Origin of the sequence: Mesorhizobium sp. M0227 (genome assembly GCF_040321855.1) — a bacterium.
Lineage (GTDB): Bacteria > Pseudomonadota > Alphaproteobacteria > Rhizobiales > Rhizobiaceae > Mesorhizobium.
In genome coordinates this window covers 43,079-59,326 of the sequence record NZ_JAMYSJ010000028.1, presented here as the reverse complement: position 1 = coordinate 59,326, position 16,248 = coordinate 43,079, and the positions used below count along the sequence as shown (strand labels likewise).

Genomic DNA, 16,248 nt, shown 5'->3' with positions numbered 1-16,248 from the left:
CGCCGTATGCGGTTAACCGACGCGCTTTCCTGCCTGATCGAACCAGTGCAGCTTTTCTGCCTTGGCAACCACGCGCAATTGGTTGCCAACCGTGGCGGTGGCGCGACCCGCGACACGCACGACGATGCGGTTGCCGCCTGCCGCACAGTGAAGGAAACTTTCGGCGCCTACCGGTTCGACTGCCTCGACCAGCGCCGGCAGGACGAGCGCGCCGGACGGCGCCTCCGCATTGAAGGTGACGTCGGCATCCTCGGGCCGAAAACCGAGGGTCGCAGCTCTTGCCTCCCGAGGCGCGAAAGCGATCGCCGTGCCGTCTGCGAGCACCGCGCCCGAGGCGCCTTCGGTCAGTGCCAGGAGATTCATCGGCGGCGCGCCGATGAAGGAAGCGACGAAGGTCGAGGCCGGTCTTTCGTAGACGTCGAGCGGCGCCCCCATTTGCTCGACCAGTCCGGCATTCATGACGACGAGAATGTCGGCCAACGTCATCGCCTCGAGCTGGTCATGCGTGACATAGACCGACGTGACGCCAAGCGAGCGTTGCAGGTTCTTTATCTCGACCCGCATCTGGCCACGCAATTTGGCATCGAGATTGGAGAGCGGCTCGTCGAACAGGAAAACCCTCGGGTTGCGCACAATGGCACGACCCATGGCGACACGCTGGCGCTGGCCGCCGGAAAGCTCCCGCGGGCGGCGGTCGAGCAGCGCCGAAAGTTCCAGTATTTTCGCCGTCGCGCGAACCCGGCTGTCGATCTCGTCCTTCGGCGTGCCGCGGTTGCGCAGCCCATAGGCCATGTTGTCGTAGACTTTCATATGCGGATAGAGCGCGTAGTTCTGGAACACCATGGCGATGTCACGCTCGGTTGGACCAATTGAGTTTACGATCTTGCCATCGATCGCAACTGTTCCCGAGGAGATGGTTTCGAGCCCGGCGATCATTCTGAGCAGCGTGGACTTGCCGCAGCCCGATGGGCCGACCAGCACGCAAAGCTCCTTGTCGGGAACTGCGATTGAAACGCCCTTCACGGCCTCGAAACCGCTGGGGTAGACCTTCTTCACATCCTTCAGATCGACGGTCGCCATCAGCTTCTCACTTTTCGGAATCGACCAGGCCGCGAACGAACCAGCGTTGCATCAGCACCACGACCAGGATCGGCGGCACGATGGCCAGCATCGCTGTGACCATGACCAGGTTCCATTGCGTATCGGCATCGGCGAAGGAGACCATCTTTCTGAGCGCGATGACGATCGTGTTCATGTTGCTGCTGTTGGTGACGAGCAACGGCCATAGATACTGCGTCCAGCCATAAATGAAGAGGATGACGAACAGCGCCGCGATATTTGTCCGCGACAACGGCAACAGGATATCGAAGAAGAAGCGCCACGGCCCCGCACCGTCGACACGCGCCGCCTCCACCAGCTCACCTGGAATGGTCATGAAAAACTGTCGAAACAGCAATGTGGCGGTGGCCGAGGCGATCAGCGGGATGATCAAGCCGGCATAGGTGTCGATCATGCCGAGATCGACCATCACCTTGTAGGTCGGCAGGATGCGCACCTCAACGGGAAGCATCAGGGTGATGAAGATCAGCCAGAAGAAGACCATCCGCAGCGGAAAACGGAAGAACACGATCGCATAGGCCGACAGGATCGAGATGAAAATCTTCCCCACCGCGATGCCGAGCGCCATGACCGTGGTGTTGAGCAGCAATCGACCGACGCTGACGCCGCCGATGCGACCGACACCGCCGAACAGCGCCTCGGTGTAATTGTTCCAGAACTGATCGCCGGGCAGGAGCGGCAACGGCGGCCTGAGGATCGTTTGCAGCGTCTGCGTCGAGGCAACGAACGTGTAGTAGATCGGGAAGGCAACGATCAATATGCCGAGGATCAGCACGGCGTGGGCGATGACGGTGCGGAGCGGTGACTGGCCGATCATCGCTCGCCCTCAGCCGTAATGGACTTTGCGTTCCACATAGCGGAACTGGATGGCCGTGAGCGAGATGACGATGACCATCAGGATGACCGACTGCGCCGCCGAGTCACCGAGGATCAGATTGACGAAGCCGTCATTGTATACCTTGTAGACCAGCGTCTCAGTCGTCTTGCCCGGACCGCCTCCGGTGACGGCATGGACGATGCCGAACGTGTCGAACAGGGCATAGACGGTGTTGACGACCAGCAGGAAGAAGGTCGTCGGCGCAAGCAGCGGGAAGACGATGGTCCAGAATCGCTTGGTCTCGCCGGCGCCGTCCATGGCCGCCGCCTCGATCAAGGCTTTCGGCACCGCCTGCAGGCCGGCGACGAAGAACAGGAAATTGTAGCTGATCTGCTTCCAGGCAGCGGCGGACACCAGCAGGATCATGGCGTGGGTGCCGTTGAGCAGTGGATCCCAGGCGATGCCGAAACTCCTCAGCATGTAGGCCAGCGACCCGATCGACGGGTTGAAGAGGAACAGCCACAACATACCGGCGATCGCCGGCGCCACCGCGTAGGGCCAGATCAAGAGCGTGCGGTAGAGACCTTTGCCGCGCACCACCTTCTCTGCCATGACCGCGAGCAGGAGCGCCACGCACATGGCGACGATAGCGGTCGCAAGGGAAAACACCACCGTGACCTTGATCGAGTTCAGGTAGGCCGGATCGGCAAGCACTTTCCTGAAATTGGCGAACCAGACGAACTTGGTCCTCAGTCCGAACGGGTCCTGCCTGAGCATGGATTGGTAGAACGCCTGACCGGCCGGCCAGTAGAAAAAAACGAGCGTGATGGCCAGTTGCGGCGCCACCAGCAGGTAGGGAAGGATCTTGTTGGGAAACACGACGCGAGGGGTCATGGAGCCACTCCGAGGTGATGAGGCGGGCGGCACGATGCGGCACCCCTCTTCGCCAAGATGGCTTTGAAGAGCGTTTCGGCGTTGGCATCATCGACCATTGGCGAAATCGCAAGGGACGGCAAAACTCCCCTCGCCGAGGGGAGATGCCTGGCAGGACAGATGGGCGCGCCGTAGAGCAAAGGACCTGCGCTCGCTCTAATTCCCCAGCGCTTCCTTGATCGCGGCGTTGCCACGCGTAACCGCATTGTCGAGCGCCTGCTGGGCGGTTTGCTGGCCGGCGAGCATCTTCTCGAACTCCTCGTTCTGGATATCGCGCACCTGCGGCAGGTTCGGCAGACGTACGCCCTTGGAATTGTCGGTCGGTGCCTTACCCGTCATCTGCAGGATCGGGGTCTCGCGACCGACGTTCTTGTCATAGAAACCGGACTTCTTGGTCGCTTCATAAGCCGCCAGCGTCACCGGCAGATAACCCGACTTCTGGTGCAGGTATTCTTGCACCTCGGTCTTCGACAGGTAGGCGAAGAAGGCCGCGACGCCCTTGTATTCCTCGTCGGATTTATCAGCGAAAACCCACAGGCTGGCGCCACCCGGCGTCGTGTTCTGCGGCGCGCCCTTGGCGTCGCTGTCATAGGGCAATTGGCCGATGCCGTAATTCATGCCGGACTTGACGATATCGCCAAGGCCGCCGGAGGATTCGGTCATGATCCCGCATTCGCCAGCGAGGAAGATCTGCTTGGCTTCGGAGGTGCGGCCGCCATATTTGAAGGTGCCGTCCTTGGCGAGGTCTGCGAGCGCTTGGAAATGGTTGACGAAAATCGGCGCATTGATCTTGAGCTCGACATCGCCGCCGGCCAGACCGTTCTGCTGGGTGGCCCATGACACGTCATTCCAGGCCGCGAAATTCTCCAGATGGATCCAGGTCAGCCAGGTCGAGGTGTAGCCGCAGGCGGCTGCGCCGCTCGCCTTGATCTTCTTGGCATCTTCCCACACCTCATTCCAGGTCTTGGGTGGGCTGTCGACGTCGAGACCAGCCTTCTTGAAGATATCCTTGTTGTAATAAAGGATCGGCGAGGAGGAGTTGTAGGGGAAGGAGAGCATGGTGCCGTCCGGCTTCGAATAATAGCCGACTATGCCTGGCAGATACTGGCTCTTGTCGAAGGTCATTCCAGCGCTGGTCAACACATCGGCTGCCGGCTTGATTGCGCCTTCGGCTGCCATCATCACGCCGGTGCCGACATCGAACACCTGCATGATATCGGGCGCCTGGCCCGCGCGGTAGGCGGCGATGCCGGCATTCAGCGTCTCGGGATACGTGCCTTTGAACACCGGAACGAGTTCATAGTCGCTCTGGCTGGCATTGAAATCTTTGGAGATCTTGTCGACAACTTCGGCATTGGCGCCAGTCATGGCGTGCCACCAACTGATCTGCGTGACAGCAAAAGCGGAGGTTGAGGAAAGCAGCATAAAGGTGGCGGCAACACCGGCCGCGAAGCCGAAGGACTTCATGTTTCATCTCCCGTTTGTCATTGGCGAAAGGGGCACTCCCGCAAAGGCAATATGTGTCGCTCGTGACAATCAGACAACGGTTTTGTTGCAGATCGACGAACTTCACCCTTTACCTCACGCCACCCTCGCCTCCGCTTGGAGACATGGAAAGCCACACGGTTAGCCGGCTTAGCGCGACGACAAGCGCGCCAGGAACTACCATCGGAACTGCCAAGCTGGCTTCGGCGTGTCAGCCCTGATTGCAGCCGCCGCAACCCGAAGAGACACGCCAAGGTTGCAGGCGACTTTATCGATCCCTCAACGGCAACGCGCTACTCAATCCTGCTGCCCTGTTTATTTCCAAAGATCAGGTGAAATAAAATGCTGACGGTCTACAATTGTATCGTCAACGAACACGATCTGAGACTGGTCGCACTTGCCGCGCTGATCTGCGGAATTTCCTGTTTCTCTGCCGTCAACCTGCTTCATCACATAAGCCGCTCCACCGATCGGAACCGGCTTGCCTGGCTGATGATCGCGGCCACTTCGACCGGCTTCGGCATCTGGGCAACGCACTTCATCGCCATGCTCGCATTCACACCGGGCATACCCAGTGCTTACGATCCCGCACTCTCCGTGCTTTCGCTCGCTGCTTCGGTCACTCTGACGGCAGCCGGCATGTGGATCGCCACCTTGCGGAATGAGTTCGATTATCATCTCGTCGGCGGCGCCGTGCTGGGCGGCGGTATCGCGGCCATGCACTACATTGGTATGGCGGCGTTCGAGGTTCAGGGCCGCATCGAGTGGAACCTGTTGCTTGTCGCCGTTTCCCTTCTGGCCGGCGTAACGCTCGCGGCGCTGGCGCTGCGTGTCGTGCAGCGCCGCCCCTCCATGAAGGCGACATCCGGCGGCGCGGTGCTGCTGACGCTGGCAATCTGCACCCTGCATTTCATCGGCATGGGTGCCGTCTCGATCTTCCCCGATCCCTCGATCGTCATATCCGAATACACGATCGAGCCGACCTCGCAGGCTTTCGCCGCCGCCGCCGCCACATTGGTGATCCTGGTCCTGTCGGCATCGGCGCTGTGGATCGATTTGCGCTTCCGTCGCCAGAAGCTCGAGGTCGACCGCATGCACGGCCTGGCCAATGCCGCCGTGGAGGGGCTGATCGTCTGCGACGGCAACCGCATCATCAGTGCCAATGACAGCATGGCGACATTGACGGGCATCGCAACAGCGACGCTGAACGGAATGCAGCTTGGCGATCTCTTCGGATCCGACATGTCAGGCTTCGGCGAACAGCCGCAGGAGGCCGAATTGAGCGGCCGCGATGGCACGAGCATTCCTGTCGAGTTGATCGCCAGGAGCATCGACTACTGTGGCAAGCCGCACAACGTGGTCGCGGTCCGCGACATTCGCGAGCGCAAGAAGGCGGAACAGGAGATCCTGCGGCTTGCCCATTTCGATCCATTGACCGGACTGGCCAATCGCCGCAGCTTTTCCGGCCGGCTGGAGACGGAAATTGCTGCGATGGGCCGCACCAGAAAAGGCGGCCAGCTTGCGCTTCTGCTGCTCGATCTCGACCGGTTCAAGGAGGTCAACGACCTGTATGGGCATGGCGCCGGGGACGCCATGCTGCAGAAGGTTGCGCATTGCATTACCGGCATCCTTCGCCAGGGACAGATGGTGGCGCGGCTGGGCGGCGACGAATTCGCCATCATCGCGCCGAACCTGACCGACCCGTTGGAGGCCGGCCGTATCGCCGACGCGGTGCTGACCGCCATGCGCGAGGAAAACCGGCTTTCTGTCGGCGGCGGCCTGGTGTCGGCCAGCATCGGCATTGCGCTTTATCCATCGGATGCCGAGAACCAGGCCAGCTTGATAAGCCACGCCGATACGGCACTCTACCGGGCCAAGACCGAAGGCAAGGACACCTATCGCTATTTCGAAGCTTCGATGGGGGCCGAGGCGCGCGACAAGCGCGTGATGGAGCACGAACTGCGCCAGGCGGTTGCGCGCCAGGAGTTCTACCTCGTCTATCAGCCGCAGAAGGAGATCAGCAGCGGAAAGATGGTCGGTTTCGAAGCGCTGGTCCGGTGGCGGCATCCGACGCGCGGCGACGTGTCGCCGAGCATATTCATCCCGGTGGCCGAAGACAGCGGAGCCATTGGCCAGATTGGCGAATGGGTGCTGACGGCTGCCTGCGAGGAAGCCGCCCGCTGGGAAAATCCGCTGACGGTGGCCGTCAACGTTTCGGCGGTGCAGCTCCACAACACGAATTTCAGCCGCAAGGTCCACGAAACCTTGCTGAATTCCGGCCTGGCGCCCGGCAGGCTCGAGCTTGAGATCACCGAGACGGCGCTTGTTAAGGACATGCCGCGGGCACTGGCCACCTTGCGGCAGGTCAAGGCGCTGGGCGTGCGCGTCGCCATGGACGATTTTGGTACAGGCTATTCCTCGCTCTCCAACCTTCGCGCCTTCCCCTTCGACAAGATCAAGATCGATGGCTCCTTCATCAAGTCCGTCGACAAGAACGGCCAGGTCGCGGCGATCGTGCGCGCCGTCCTGGGACTTGGACGCGGTCTCGGCCTGCCGGTTCTGGCGGAAGGTGTCGAGACGCTCGGCGAACTGAAATTCCTGGACGCCGAAGCCTGCGAGATCGGCCAGGGCTATTACATCGGCAGGCCAGCTCTCATCGAGGAATTCGGCGAGCTGACCGGTGTAGTCGCACCCGCTGTCGGCAGCAAACCCGCCACCTTGCGCGACAGAAGCGTTCTGGCCTTCGCACCCGCGCCTGTCCTCAATAGGGCTTAAAAACTCTCGGGCTTGAGTGCCGTCTCGATCAGCCGCCTGGCGTCCGGCCCCGACCATTCGGCCGGGCCGTTCATATGGGCGATCAGGCAGCCTTCGCCGTCGATCAGCATGGTAACGGGAAGGCCTAGCGCCAGGCCGCGCTTCTTGAGGTCGTTGAACAGCGCCATCGTCGAATCCCGGTAATAATCGAGCGTCGCGACGCCGGTATCGCTGAGGAACTTCTTCGGCTTCACATCGTCGCCGGCATCGACATTGACGGCGACCACTTCAAAGGAGTCGCTGCCCTTTTCCTTCTCCAGCGCATCGAGCGCCGGCATTTCGGCACGGCACGGCGCGCACCATGTCGCCCACAGATTGAGCAGCACCGTCTTGCCGGCATGATCGGCAAGCGTCATCGGCTTGCCGTCCGGGCCATTGAAGGCAAGGCTCTTCAGGGATTGTGGCGGATCGGCCGGCAAAAGTGCCGCAACCTCACCGGTGGCCGACGCCGCGATTTTCTTGGCGCGGTCGCTCTTGGCCGCGCAGGCGACATCGTCCTTGCTCTCATCCACGGCAGCTTGTGCCGGTGCATTGTTGCCAGACCGGCTCTCGCTGACATATACCGCGACCGCGCCCGCCAGCGCGCCCGCCACCAAGGCGGCGAGGATCAGGCGCGGGGCCGGGAAGAATCTACTACCGTCTGCCATTTTCTCAAAACTGCTCCGAAGCACGGGTTATAGCCATGAGCGACAAGAAAACCAGCAACCAGATGTGGGGCGGACGTTTTGCCTCGGGTCCGGCCGCGATCATGGAAGCGATCAACGCGTCTATCTCCTTCGACCGCAAGCTTTATGCGCAGGACATCAAAGGCTCGATCGCCCATAGCGAGATGCTGGCGCAAACGGGCATTATTTCGGCGGCCGACCAAGAAAAAATCGCAGACGGGCTGAACACGATCCTGAAAGAGATCGAGGCCGGCAGCTTCGAGTTCTCGCCACGGCTCGAAGACATCCACATGAACATCGAAGCGCGCCTTGCCGATCTGATTGGCCCGGCGGCCGGCCGCCTGCACACCGCACGCTCGCGCAACGACCAGGTCGCGGTCGATCTGAGGCTGTGGGTCAAGGAGGAGTGCTTTCGCGTCGCCGGGGCGTTGAAGGGGTTGATCGAGGCGCTGCTGGAGCGGGCCGAGGAGCATGCGGCGACCGTGATGCCGGGCTTCACCCATATGCAGGCGGCCCAGCCGGTGACCTTCGGCCATCATTGCATGGCCTATGTCGAGATGTTTTCTCGCGACCTGTCGCGCGCGCGCGATGCGATCGAACGGATGGACGAAAGCCCGCTCGGTGCCGCAGCCCTCGCCGGCACCAGCTTCCCGATCGACCGTCACCGGACCGCCAAGGCGCTCGGCTTCCGCGAGCCGATGCGCAATTCGCTGGACAGCGTCTCGGATCGCGATTTCGCGCTCGAGTTCCTCGCTCTTGCCGCGATCTGCGCCACGCATCTGTCACGGCTGGCTGAAGAGATCATCATCTGGTCGACGCCGCAATTCGGCTTTGTCAGGCTGTCGGACTCGTTTTCCACCGGCTCATCGATCATGCCGCAGAAGAAGAACCCCGATGCAGCCGAACTGGTGCGCGGCAAGACCGGCCGCGTCACCGGTCATCTGGTCGGCCTGCTGACGGTGATGAAGGGCATGCCTTTGACCTATGGCAAGGACATGCAGGAAGACAAGGAATCGGTGTTCGACGCCGCCGAGACGCTCGATCTGATGCTGGCGGCGATGACCGGCATGGTCTCGGACATGACGGTCAACGCTGTTGCGATGAAGAAGGCCGCCGGCTCCGGCCACGCCACAGCAACCGACCTTGCCGACTGGCTGGTACGCACGCTCGGCCTGCCGTTCCGCGAGGCGCATCATGTCACCGGCCGGGCGGTGGCGCTGGCCGAAGACAAGAAGGTGGGGCTGGAGAAGCTTTCACTGGAGGATTTGCAGTCGATCAATTCCGGCATCAGGGCCGACATATTTTCGGTGCTGGCGGTGCAGAACTCGGTCAAGAGCCGCACCAGTTTCGGCGGCACCGCGCCGTCGGAAGTGAGGAAGCAGATCCGCGCCTGGAAAAAGCGGCTGGCGAAGGCGTAATGCCGGATATTGCGAGCAGTAATATCCCGGATATTTCGACGAGCAATATCTCGGGGTGCAATGCGCCGAGAACTCGGCTAAAAGCGGCGGCTGACAAACGTTTCGGACGGATGGATCGATGACCGGAAGCAGGATTTTGGTAACGCTGACGCTGCTGGTTGCGATCGCGGCCGTTTCGGCCTGCGGCAGGAGGGGCGCTCTCGACACGCCCTATGAGGCGGCCGTGCAGGCGCGCAAGGATGCCTCGAAGGCCCACCAGCCCGTGCCGCCGGAGCCGGAAAAACCGGTCAAGGACAAGAAATTCATCCTCGACCCGCTGATCTAGAGCCGACGAGAGCGGGGCCTTCCAACCCGATCTCATCGAGCCCCAACTTTCCGGAACCACTCTCGTGAACCATTTCGACTACCGCGACGGCGTGCTCCATGCGGAGGACGTGGCGATACCAGATATCGCCGCACAGATCGGCACGCCATTCTACTGCTATTCGACGGCCACCCTGACCAGGCACTACCGGGTGTTTGCCCAGTCCTTTGCCGGGCTCGACGCGCTGGTCTGCTACGCCATGAAGGCCAATTCCAACCAGGCCGTCCTGCGGACGCTGGCCAAGCTCGGCGCCGGCGCCGACGTGGTTTCGGAAGGTGAATTGCGCCGGGCGCTGGCCGCCGGCATTCCGGCCGGCAAGATCCTGTTTTCGGGCGTCGGCAAGACCGCGCGCGAAATGGACTTTGCCCTTGCCGCCGGCATCCTTTGCTTCAACGTCGAGTCCGAGCCTGAACTCGAGCTGTTGTCGGCGCGGGCCACTGCCCTTGGCAAGGTGGCGCCGATCTCGCTGCGCATCAATCCCGACGTCGACGCCAAGACCCACAAGAAGATCTCCACCGGCAAGGCCGAGAACAAGTTCGGCATCCCGTGGCAGCGGGCGCGGCAGGTTTATGCCCGCGCGGCAAAGCTTCCCGGCATCAGGATCACCGGCATCGATACCCATATCGGCAGCCAGATCACCGAGCTGCAGCCCTTCGACGATGCCTTCGCCCTGCTTGTCGATCTCGTCGGCGCGCTACGGGCGGACGGCCATGCCATCGAGCATATCGATGTCGGCGGCGGGCTCGGCATTCCCTACCGCATCGACAACAACCCGCCGCCGCTGCCCGACGCCTATGCCCAGATCGTCAGGAAGCATGTCACCAAGCTCGGGCTGAAGGTGATGTTCGAGCCTGGCCGGCTGATATCAGGCAATGCCGGCATCCTCGTCTCGGAAGTGATCTTCGTGAAGGAAGGCGACGCCAAGAACTTCCTCGTCGTCGACGCCGCAATGAACGATCTCATTCGGCCGACGCTCTACGACGCCTTCCACGACATTCGTCCGGTCGTGCAGCCGCCGGCCGATACGCCGCGCATGATGGTCGACGTGGTCGGCCCGGTCTGCGAGACCGGCGACTATATCGGCCTGGACCGCGATCTGCCCAGGCTGAAGGCCGGCGATCTGATTGCCGTCTCCACCGCGGGCGCCTATGGCGCGGTGCAGGCCGGCACCTACAACACCCGCCTGCTGGTGCCGGAGGTGCTGGTCGACGGCGACCGGTTCCACGTCGTGCGCCCACGCCCGACCTATGACGACCTGATTGGGTTGGATTCCATGCCCGACTGGCTTGCATAGAAGCGCCGGAAACACACCTACCCGTCACAGGGAGCGAATCATGACGAACGGCATCACCGTCACACGCGAGCGCATTGCCGCGATGGAACCGCGCATCCGCCCCTATATCAGGCACACGTCGGTGCTGCGCGTCGACATGGCCGACTTCGACCGGCCGCCGCTGGCCGTCGACCTGAAGCTCGAATGCCTGCAGCATTCCGGCTCGTTCAAGGCGCGCGGCGCTTTCACCAATCTCCTGGAGCGGCCGGTTCCCGACGCCGGTGTCGTCGCGGCATCGGGCGGCAACCATGGCGCGGCCGTCGCCTATGCCGCCATGCGGCTGGGCCATAAGGCGACCATCTTCGTTCCCGAGGTGAGCCCGGCGGCCAAGCTGGAACGGATCCGCAGCTACGGCGCCGAGCTGATCGTCGGCGGCGCCCGCTATGCCGAGGCGTTGGCGGCCAGCGAACGTTTCGCCGAGGAGACCGGCGCCTTGCAGATCCATGCCTTCAACCAGGAGGAAACGCTCCTCGGCCAAGGCACGCTCGGGCTCGAAATCGAGAGCGATTTGCCTCGGATTGACACGCTGCTGGTCGCTGTCGGCGGCGGCGGCCTGATCGGCGGCATCGCTGCCTGGTTTGCCGGCCGGATCAGCATTATCGCCGTCGAGCCGGAAGGAGCACCGACGCTTCATCGCGCCTTCGAGGCCGGACACCCCGTCGACGCACCGGCCGAGGGCATCGCCGCCGATTCGCTGGCGCCAAAGCGCGTCGGCGAAATGATGTTCCCGATCGCCGAAGCCTTTGTCGAACGCTCGATCCTGGTCAGCGACGACGACATCATCGCCGCGCAGAAGGCGCTGTGGAACCGGGCCCGCATCATCTCCGAGCCGGGAGGTGCGGCCGCCTTTGCCGCGGTCCTTTCGGGCCGCTATGCGCCGGCGGCGGGCGAACGGGTCGCCGTGCTGGTCTGCGGGGCGAATGCGGACCCCGCTACCTTCTAAGGGCCTGCTGCCTTCTAAAGGGTATGCAGGATGGAACTATAACGGCCCACTTCACGTTTTTCCGAACTGCCTCGCCTTTGCCGTGTTTGCTGGTATTCTTTGAGTCGTGAGGCGTCGGGCTATCCTGCCCGCTCCACAGCATGATCCCGAAAAGTGAAATCCCTTTCGGAACAGATCATGCTCAAAGGGATAGGGGCCGCATCCCGGTTTTCGGGATAGGCTCAAGGAAGGGCCGATGACGCAACGACCCACCTTCAGCAGCGATCGCGGCCTGGCCGGGCGCCTGGCCTTGAGCCGGTTGGCGACGCGGGTCTCGATAATGGTCGAGCGCGGCTGGCCGTTGCTGCTTCCGCTCGTCATAGTCGCCAGCCTGTTCCTCAGCATCTCCTGGCTCGGGCTGTTCTCCCGGCTGCCGGATATGGCGCGCATCGGCCTGATCGCTGCTTTTGCCATAGCGGCACTGGCCGCGCTCTATCCGCTGCGCTTCTTCCGCCTGCCGGGCGCCGCCGAAATCGACCGCCGCATCGAGGCCGCCAATCAACTGTTGCACAGCCCGGTGCTGGTGCAGACCGACCGGCCCAGCGGCAGGGAAAGCAGCTTCTCGCAGGCGCTGTGGCGCGAACACCAGAAGCGCATGGCCGGAAAGCTCGACAACCTTGGCGCCGACCTGCCGCGCACGCGCGTGCCGGAGCGCGACCCCTGGGGGCTGCGCGCGGTGGCGGCCCTTTTGCTCGTTACCGCCTTCGCCTTCTCCTTCGGACCGACGGGCGGCAGGATCAGCGACGGCTTCAATGCCCATGGGACGCGCGATATCGTGCCTCCGCGCATCGATGCATGGGTGACGCCACCGGCCTATACCGGCAAGCCGCCGATCTTCCTGACCGCCGATGCAAACCAGGCGATCCCGACCTTTACGGTTCCCGAAGGCAGTGACGTTTCGCTGCGCGTGACGGGCGGCTCGGGTGAGGAAACGCTCGGCTATGCCGACAAGAATGGCAACGCCCGCGTCATCGACCCCGCTGCGCCGCAGGCCGCCGCCAAGCCGGCTGCAAGCCCGGCGCCGCCGTCCAAGGTGCGCCAGTTCACCAGCAAGCTGACCGGCGACGGCACGCTGACGCTGACGTCGGGCGAGGACCAGCTCGGCCGCTGGGCCTTCGCGGTCGTATCGGACAAGCCGCCGCAGATCCGCTTCGTCGGCGAGCCCAAGCGCGCCGCCAACGGCGCCTTCGAGCTAAACTACCAGATCGACGACGACTATGGCGCCGCCACCGCCAGGGCGGTGTTCGCGCTCGCCGATCCGCAGGCGCCGAATGCGCGTCCGCTGTACGGTGCACCTGAAATGCCGCTGACGCTGCCGCGCCGCGGCGGCAAGTCGAACGCCGCCAGGACCTCCAAGGACCTGACCGAGCATGTCTGGGCCGGCAGCAGCATCAAGCTGACGCTGGTCGCCACCGACGATGGCGGGCACACCGCATCGAGCCAAACCAAGACGCTGCTGATGCCGGAGCGGCCTTTCGCCAATCCGCTGGCACGCGCCGTGATCGAACAGCGCCGCCTGCTGGCGCTCGACGCCAACGCCAAGCCGCGCGTGCTCGACCTGATGGACGCCATCACGCTGCGGCCGGAAGACACGTTCGACAACATGTCCCACTACCTTGCCATCATGAGCGCCCGCACCCGGCTGAAGATGGCCGAGAGCGACGATCAATTGCGCAGCGAAGTCTCCTATCTCTGGGAAATCGCGCTTGGCATCGAGGAAGGCAATCTTTCGGCCGCCGAAAAACGGCTGCGTCAGGCGCAACAGGCGCTGCAGGACGCCATCAAGAATGGCGCAAGCGACGCTGAAATCGAAAAGGCGATGAAGGAACTGCGCGAGGCGATGAACCAGTTCCTGCAGGAATTCGCGGAGCGCGCCAAGCAGAATCCCAACGCCCCGCAGATGCAGCAGAACGGCCAAGAACTTCGCCAGAGCGACATCGATCGCATGATGGACCAGATCGAAAACCTGGCCAAGTCCGGTGATCGCGACAAGGCCCAGCAACTGCTGTCGCAACTGCAGGACATGATGAACAATCTGCAAGCCGGCCGTCAGCAGCAAGGCGGCCAGCAGGACAGCGAGATGCGCCAACAGATGGACAAGCTGGGCGAGATCCTGCGACGTCAGCAGGAGATGATGAACGACACCTTCCGCATGGATCAGATGCAGCGCGGCGAGCGCCAGCGCGGGCAGAACCGTGACGAGCAGCTCGGCGAAGGCGGCCAGGATGAGGACAGACCCGGCGTCGGCGAAGACCGCGATCCGCTCGCCCGGCAAAAGCCGATGACGCCCCAGGAATTCGCCGATGCGCTGAAACAGCTGCAGCAGGGCCAGGGCCAGTTGCAAAGCGACCTCGAGCAGCTGAAGAAGGGCCTCGAAGGCATGGGTATGGAGCCCAATGAAGGATTTGGCGAGGCCGGCAAGTCCATGGGCAATGCCGAACAGGCACTCGGCGAGGGCGAAGGCGATGCGGCCGTCGGTCATCAGGGCCGGGCGCTGGAAGCGCTGCGCAAGGGCGCCAAGGACATGATGAAGCAGATGCAGGCCATGCAAGGCGACCAGGGCGGCGGCGAGGAAGGCGGCCGCCAGCAGAACGCCGATCGTGATCCGCTCGGCCGGCCACGCGCCAGCACGGGTCCCGACTTCGGCGATTCGGTGAAGGTGCCCGACGAGATCGACGTGCAGCGTGCCCGCCAGATACTGGAAGCGATCCGCAAGCGGCTCGGCAATGCGCTCAGCCCTGATATCGAACGCAGCTATCTGGAACGGCTGCTCGAGCTGAAATAGAGCAATTCCAGGAAAAGTGTGAAGCGGTTTTCCGTCCGGAATTGCGAAAAAACATAGGATTGCCGCCCGCGTCCGTCCCACCTGAAAAATCCTCTCGCACGGTTGCACCACCATGCCCAGACTTGGCGCCGTCACACCCATCCTGCGCATCTTCGACATTGCCAAGGCGCGTGAATTCTATGTCGGCTTCCTCGGCTTCGAGGTGCAGTGGGAACATCGCTTCGCGGACGACGCGCCGCTTTACATGGCGGTCGGCCGCGACGGCTGCGTTCTGCATCTCAGCGAACATCATGGCGACGGTGCACCCGGCATCGCCCTGCGCATCGAGGTCGAGGACATCACGGCTCTTCATGGCGAACTGATCGGCAAAAACTACCGCTTCGCCCGGCCAGGCGTGGAAGAGACGCCTTGGAAGACCCGCGAGATATCGGTCGCCGATCCGTTCGGCAACAGGCTGCATTTCTACGAGGATGCCGCCGGCTGACTGAGCCTGTTGACGAAGGCTTCGCGGATAGCATCCTGCATGCCGTCGATCGCCTCGCCTGACGCATTCGGGTTGCGGTGCATCACCACGTTCGAGGAATCGATGGCGCCGAATCCGTCTGCCGTGGTCAGTTCACGACAGCCGTCCGGAATGTTGCTGCGCGAAATCGGCGCGATCGCCAGTCCGGAGGTGACGGCGAGCTTGAGGCCGCCGGTGGTGTCGCTGGTATAGGCGACACGATAGGCAAGATCGCGCTGCTCCAGTGATTTGATGGCAAAGTCCTTGCACCAGCCGGCCCGGTTGTAGAGCGCGATCGGCACTGGCTGTTCCTCATGCATGTGATGCAGGGTCGACGTCACCCACACGGTCGGGTCGTGCATCAGCACTTCGCCGCCGGCAGGATCCTGCCATTCGAACACCACGCACAGATCGAGCTCGCCGGCGGCGAGCGCCGCCATCTGTGCCCCGGAATGGGCATAGCGCACGGTGACCTCGACCTGCGTATGACGCTTCGAGAAGGCGCCGAGCGCGCGCGACAGGATGGCGTGGCCATATTCCTCCGGAATGCCGATGCGCACCGGCCCGCCAAGCGGCGCTGCCGCCATCGATGCCGACGTCTCGTCGAGCAGCGAGACAATGCGGCGGGCGTTGACGATGAGTTCGCCGCCGCGCCGCGTCAACGCGACGCCGCGGGAACCGCGCTCGAACAGGCTGGCGCCGATCAGCTCTTCGAGCTTCTTCATCTGCATCGACACCGCGGATTGGGTGCGGCCGGCCTGCTCCGCCGCCTTGGTAAAATTGCCGGTCTCGGCAATCGCCACGAAGGTGCGCAGGAGGTCGCTGTCGAGGGTCGGCCGCATGAAATCCGCCATAAGGGAATTTGATTGCTGGCATCATTCCAATTCGTTTGCAACATGTCAAACGGCGGACGATAGTCGCCTCACCCATTGGATATGCGGCTGCGAAATCAGCCGCGGACCAATCAAGAGTCCTCACTCATGCCCGCTGCCCGAAACGGTGGCGGGTTCTTTTTACCCCGCAGGCGACAG

The 16,248-nt window shown here is 62.9% G+C and carries 13 protein-coding genes; 7 read left to right on the top strand and 6 right to left on the bottom strand.

Features of this window, described 5'->3' with window-relative positions; translation table 11 throughout:
• Nucleotides 1-12 precede the first annotated feature (12 nt).
• The 4 genes from NKJ00_RS26865 to ugpB form a co-directional block, all read right to left on the bottom strand.
• Nucleotides 13-1,080 (bottom strand): sn-glycerol-3-phosphate import ATP-binding protein UgpC, encoded by a 1,068-nt coding sequence (locus tag NKJ00_RS26865; RefSeq protein ID WP_352612768.1) that lies wholly within the window; start codon nucleotides 1,078-1,080, stop codon nucleotides 13-15.
• 7 nt (nucleotides 1,081-1,087) lie between these two features.
• On the bottom strand, nucleotides 1,088-1,936 hold the full coding sequence (gene ugpE, locus NKJ00_RS26860; protein WP_023811119.1) for a sn-glycerol-3-phosphate ABC transporter permease UgpE: 849 nt from the start codon (nucleotides 1,934-1,936) through the stop codon (nucleotides 1,088-1,090).
• A gap of 9 nt (nucleotides 1,937-1,945) precedes the next feature.
• Nucleotides 1,946-2,830 (bottom strand): sn-glycerol-3-phosphate ABC transporter permease UgpA, encoded by an 885-nt coding sequence (ugpA, locus tag NKJ00_RS26855; RefSeq protein ID WP_023811118.1) that lies wholly within the window; start codon nucleotides 2,828-2,830, stop codon nucleotides 1,946-1,948.
• Nucleotides 2,831-3,025: 195 nt separating this feature from the next.
• Nucleotides 3,026-4,336, bottom strand: coding sequence for a sn-glycerol-3-phosphate ABC transporter substrate-binding protein UgpB (gene ugpB, locus NKJ00_RS26850; protein WP_023811116.1), 1,311 nt, complete (start codon nucleotides 4,334-4,336; stop codon nucleotides 3,026-3,028).
• A 360-nt stretch (nucleotides 4,337-4,696) separates the two neighbouring features.
• Between ugpB and NKJ00_RS26845 the strand changes: the two genes are divergently transcribed.
• Nucleotides 4,697-7,129 carry a sensor domain-containing diguanylate cyclase gene (locus NKJ00_RS26845; RefSeq protein WP_023811115.1) on the top strand — a complete coding sequence of 811 codons (2,433 nt, stop codon included), beginning with the start codon at nucleotides 4,697-4,699 and terminating at the stop codon, nucleotides 7,127-7,129.
• Here the strand turns inward: NKJ00_RS26845 and tlpA are convergent.
• On the bottom strand, nucleotides 7,126-7,815 hold the full coding sequence (gene tlpA, locus NKJ00_RS26840) for a thiol:disulfide interchange protein TlpA (protein WP_023811114.1): 690 nt from the start codon (nucleotides 7,813-7,815) through the stop codon (nucleotides 7,126-7,128). The genes NKJ00_RS26845 and tlpA overlap by 4 nt on opposite strands.
• Before the next feature lie 35 nt (nucleotides 7,816-7,850).
• On the opposite strand from tlpA, the gene argH reads away from it, so the two are divergent.
• The 6 genes from argH to NKJ00_RS26810 all read left to right on the top strand — a co-directional run bounded on the left by argH (nucleotide 7,851) and on the right by NKJ00_RS26810 (nucleotide 15,199).
• Nucleotides 7,851-9,251 (top strand): argininosuccinate lyase, encoded by a 1,401-nt coding sequence (gene argH / locus NKJ00_RS26835; RefSeq protein ID WP_023811113.1) that lies wholly within the window; start codon nucleotides 7,851-7,853, stop codon nucleotides 9,249-9,251.
• 118 nt (nucleotides 9,252-9,369) lie between these two features.
• Complete coding sequence (gene lptM / locus NKJ00_RS26830; protein ID WP_023811112.1) at nucleotides 9,370-9,576, top strand: LPS translocon maturation chaperone LptM; 207 nt, start codon at nucleotides 9,370-9,372, stop codon at nucleotides 9,574-9,576.
• A 64-nt stretch (nucleotides 9,577-9,640) separates the two neighbouring features.
• The gene (gene lysA, locus NKJ00_RS26825; protein ID WP_352612760.1) at nucleotides 9,641-10,909 is read left to right on the top strand and encodes a diaminopimelate decarboxylase; all 1,269 of its coding nucleotides are present in this window, start codon (nucleotides 9,641-9,643) and stop codon (nucleotides 10,907-10,909) included.
• Between the two features lie 40 nt (nucleotides 10,910-10,949).
• Nucleotides 10,950-11,891: a threonine/serine dehydratase gene (locus NKJ00_RS26820; protein WP_352612758.1), complete on the top strand. Its 942-nt coding sequence runs from the start codon at nucleotides 10,950-10,952 to the stop codon at nucleotides 11,889-11,891.
• Between the two features lie 235 nt (nucleotides 11,892-12,126).
• Nucleotides 12,127-14,715 (top strand): TIGR02302 family protein, encoded by a 2,589-nt coding sequence (locus tag NKJ00_RS26815; protein WP_352631961.1) that lies wholly within the window; start codon nucleotides 12,127-12,129, stop codon nucleotides 14,713-14,715.
• 112 nt (nucleotides 14,716-14,827) lie between these two features.
• Nucleotides 14,828-15,199, top strand: a complete 372-nt coding sequence (locus NKJ00_RS26810) for a glyoxalase superfamily protein (protein WP_023811108.1) — start codon at nucleotides 14,828-14,830, stop codon at nucleotides 15,197-15,199.
• Here NKJ00_RS26810 and NKJ00_RS26805 read toward each other — a convergent pair.
• Complete coding sequence (locus NKJ00_RS26805) at nucleotides 15,178-16,059, bottom strand: LysR family transcriptional regulator (protein ID WP_127269182.1); 882 nt, start codon at nucleotides 16,057-16,059, stop codon at nucleotides 15,178-15,180. The two genes, NKJ00_RS26810 and NKJ00_RS26805, sit on opposite strands and share 22 nt — an antisense overlap.
• Nucleotides 16,060-16,248 lie beyond the last annotated feature (189 nt).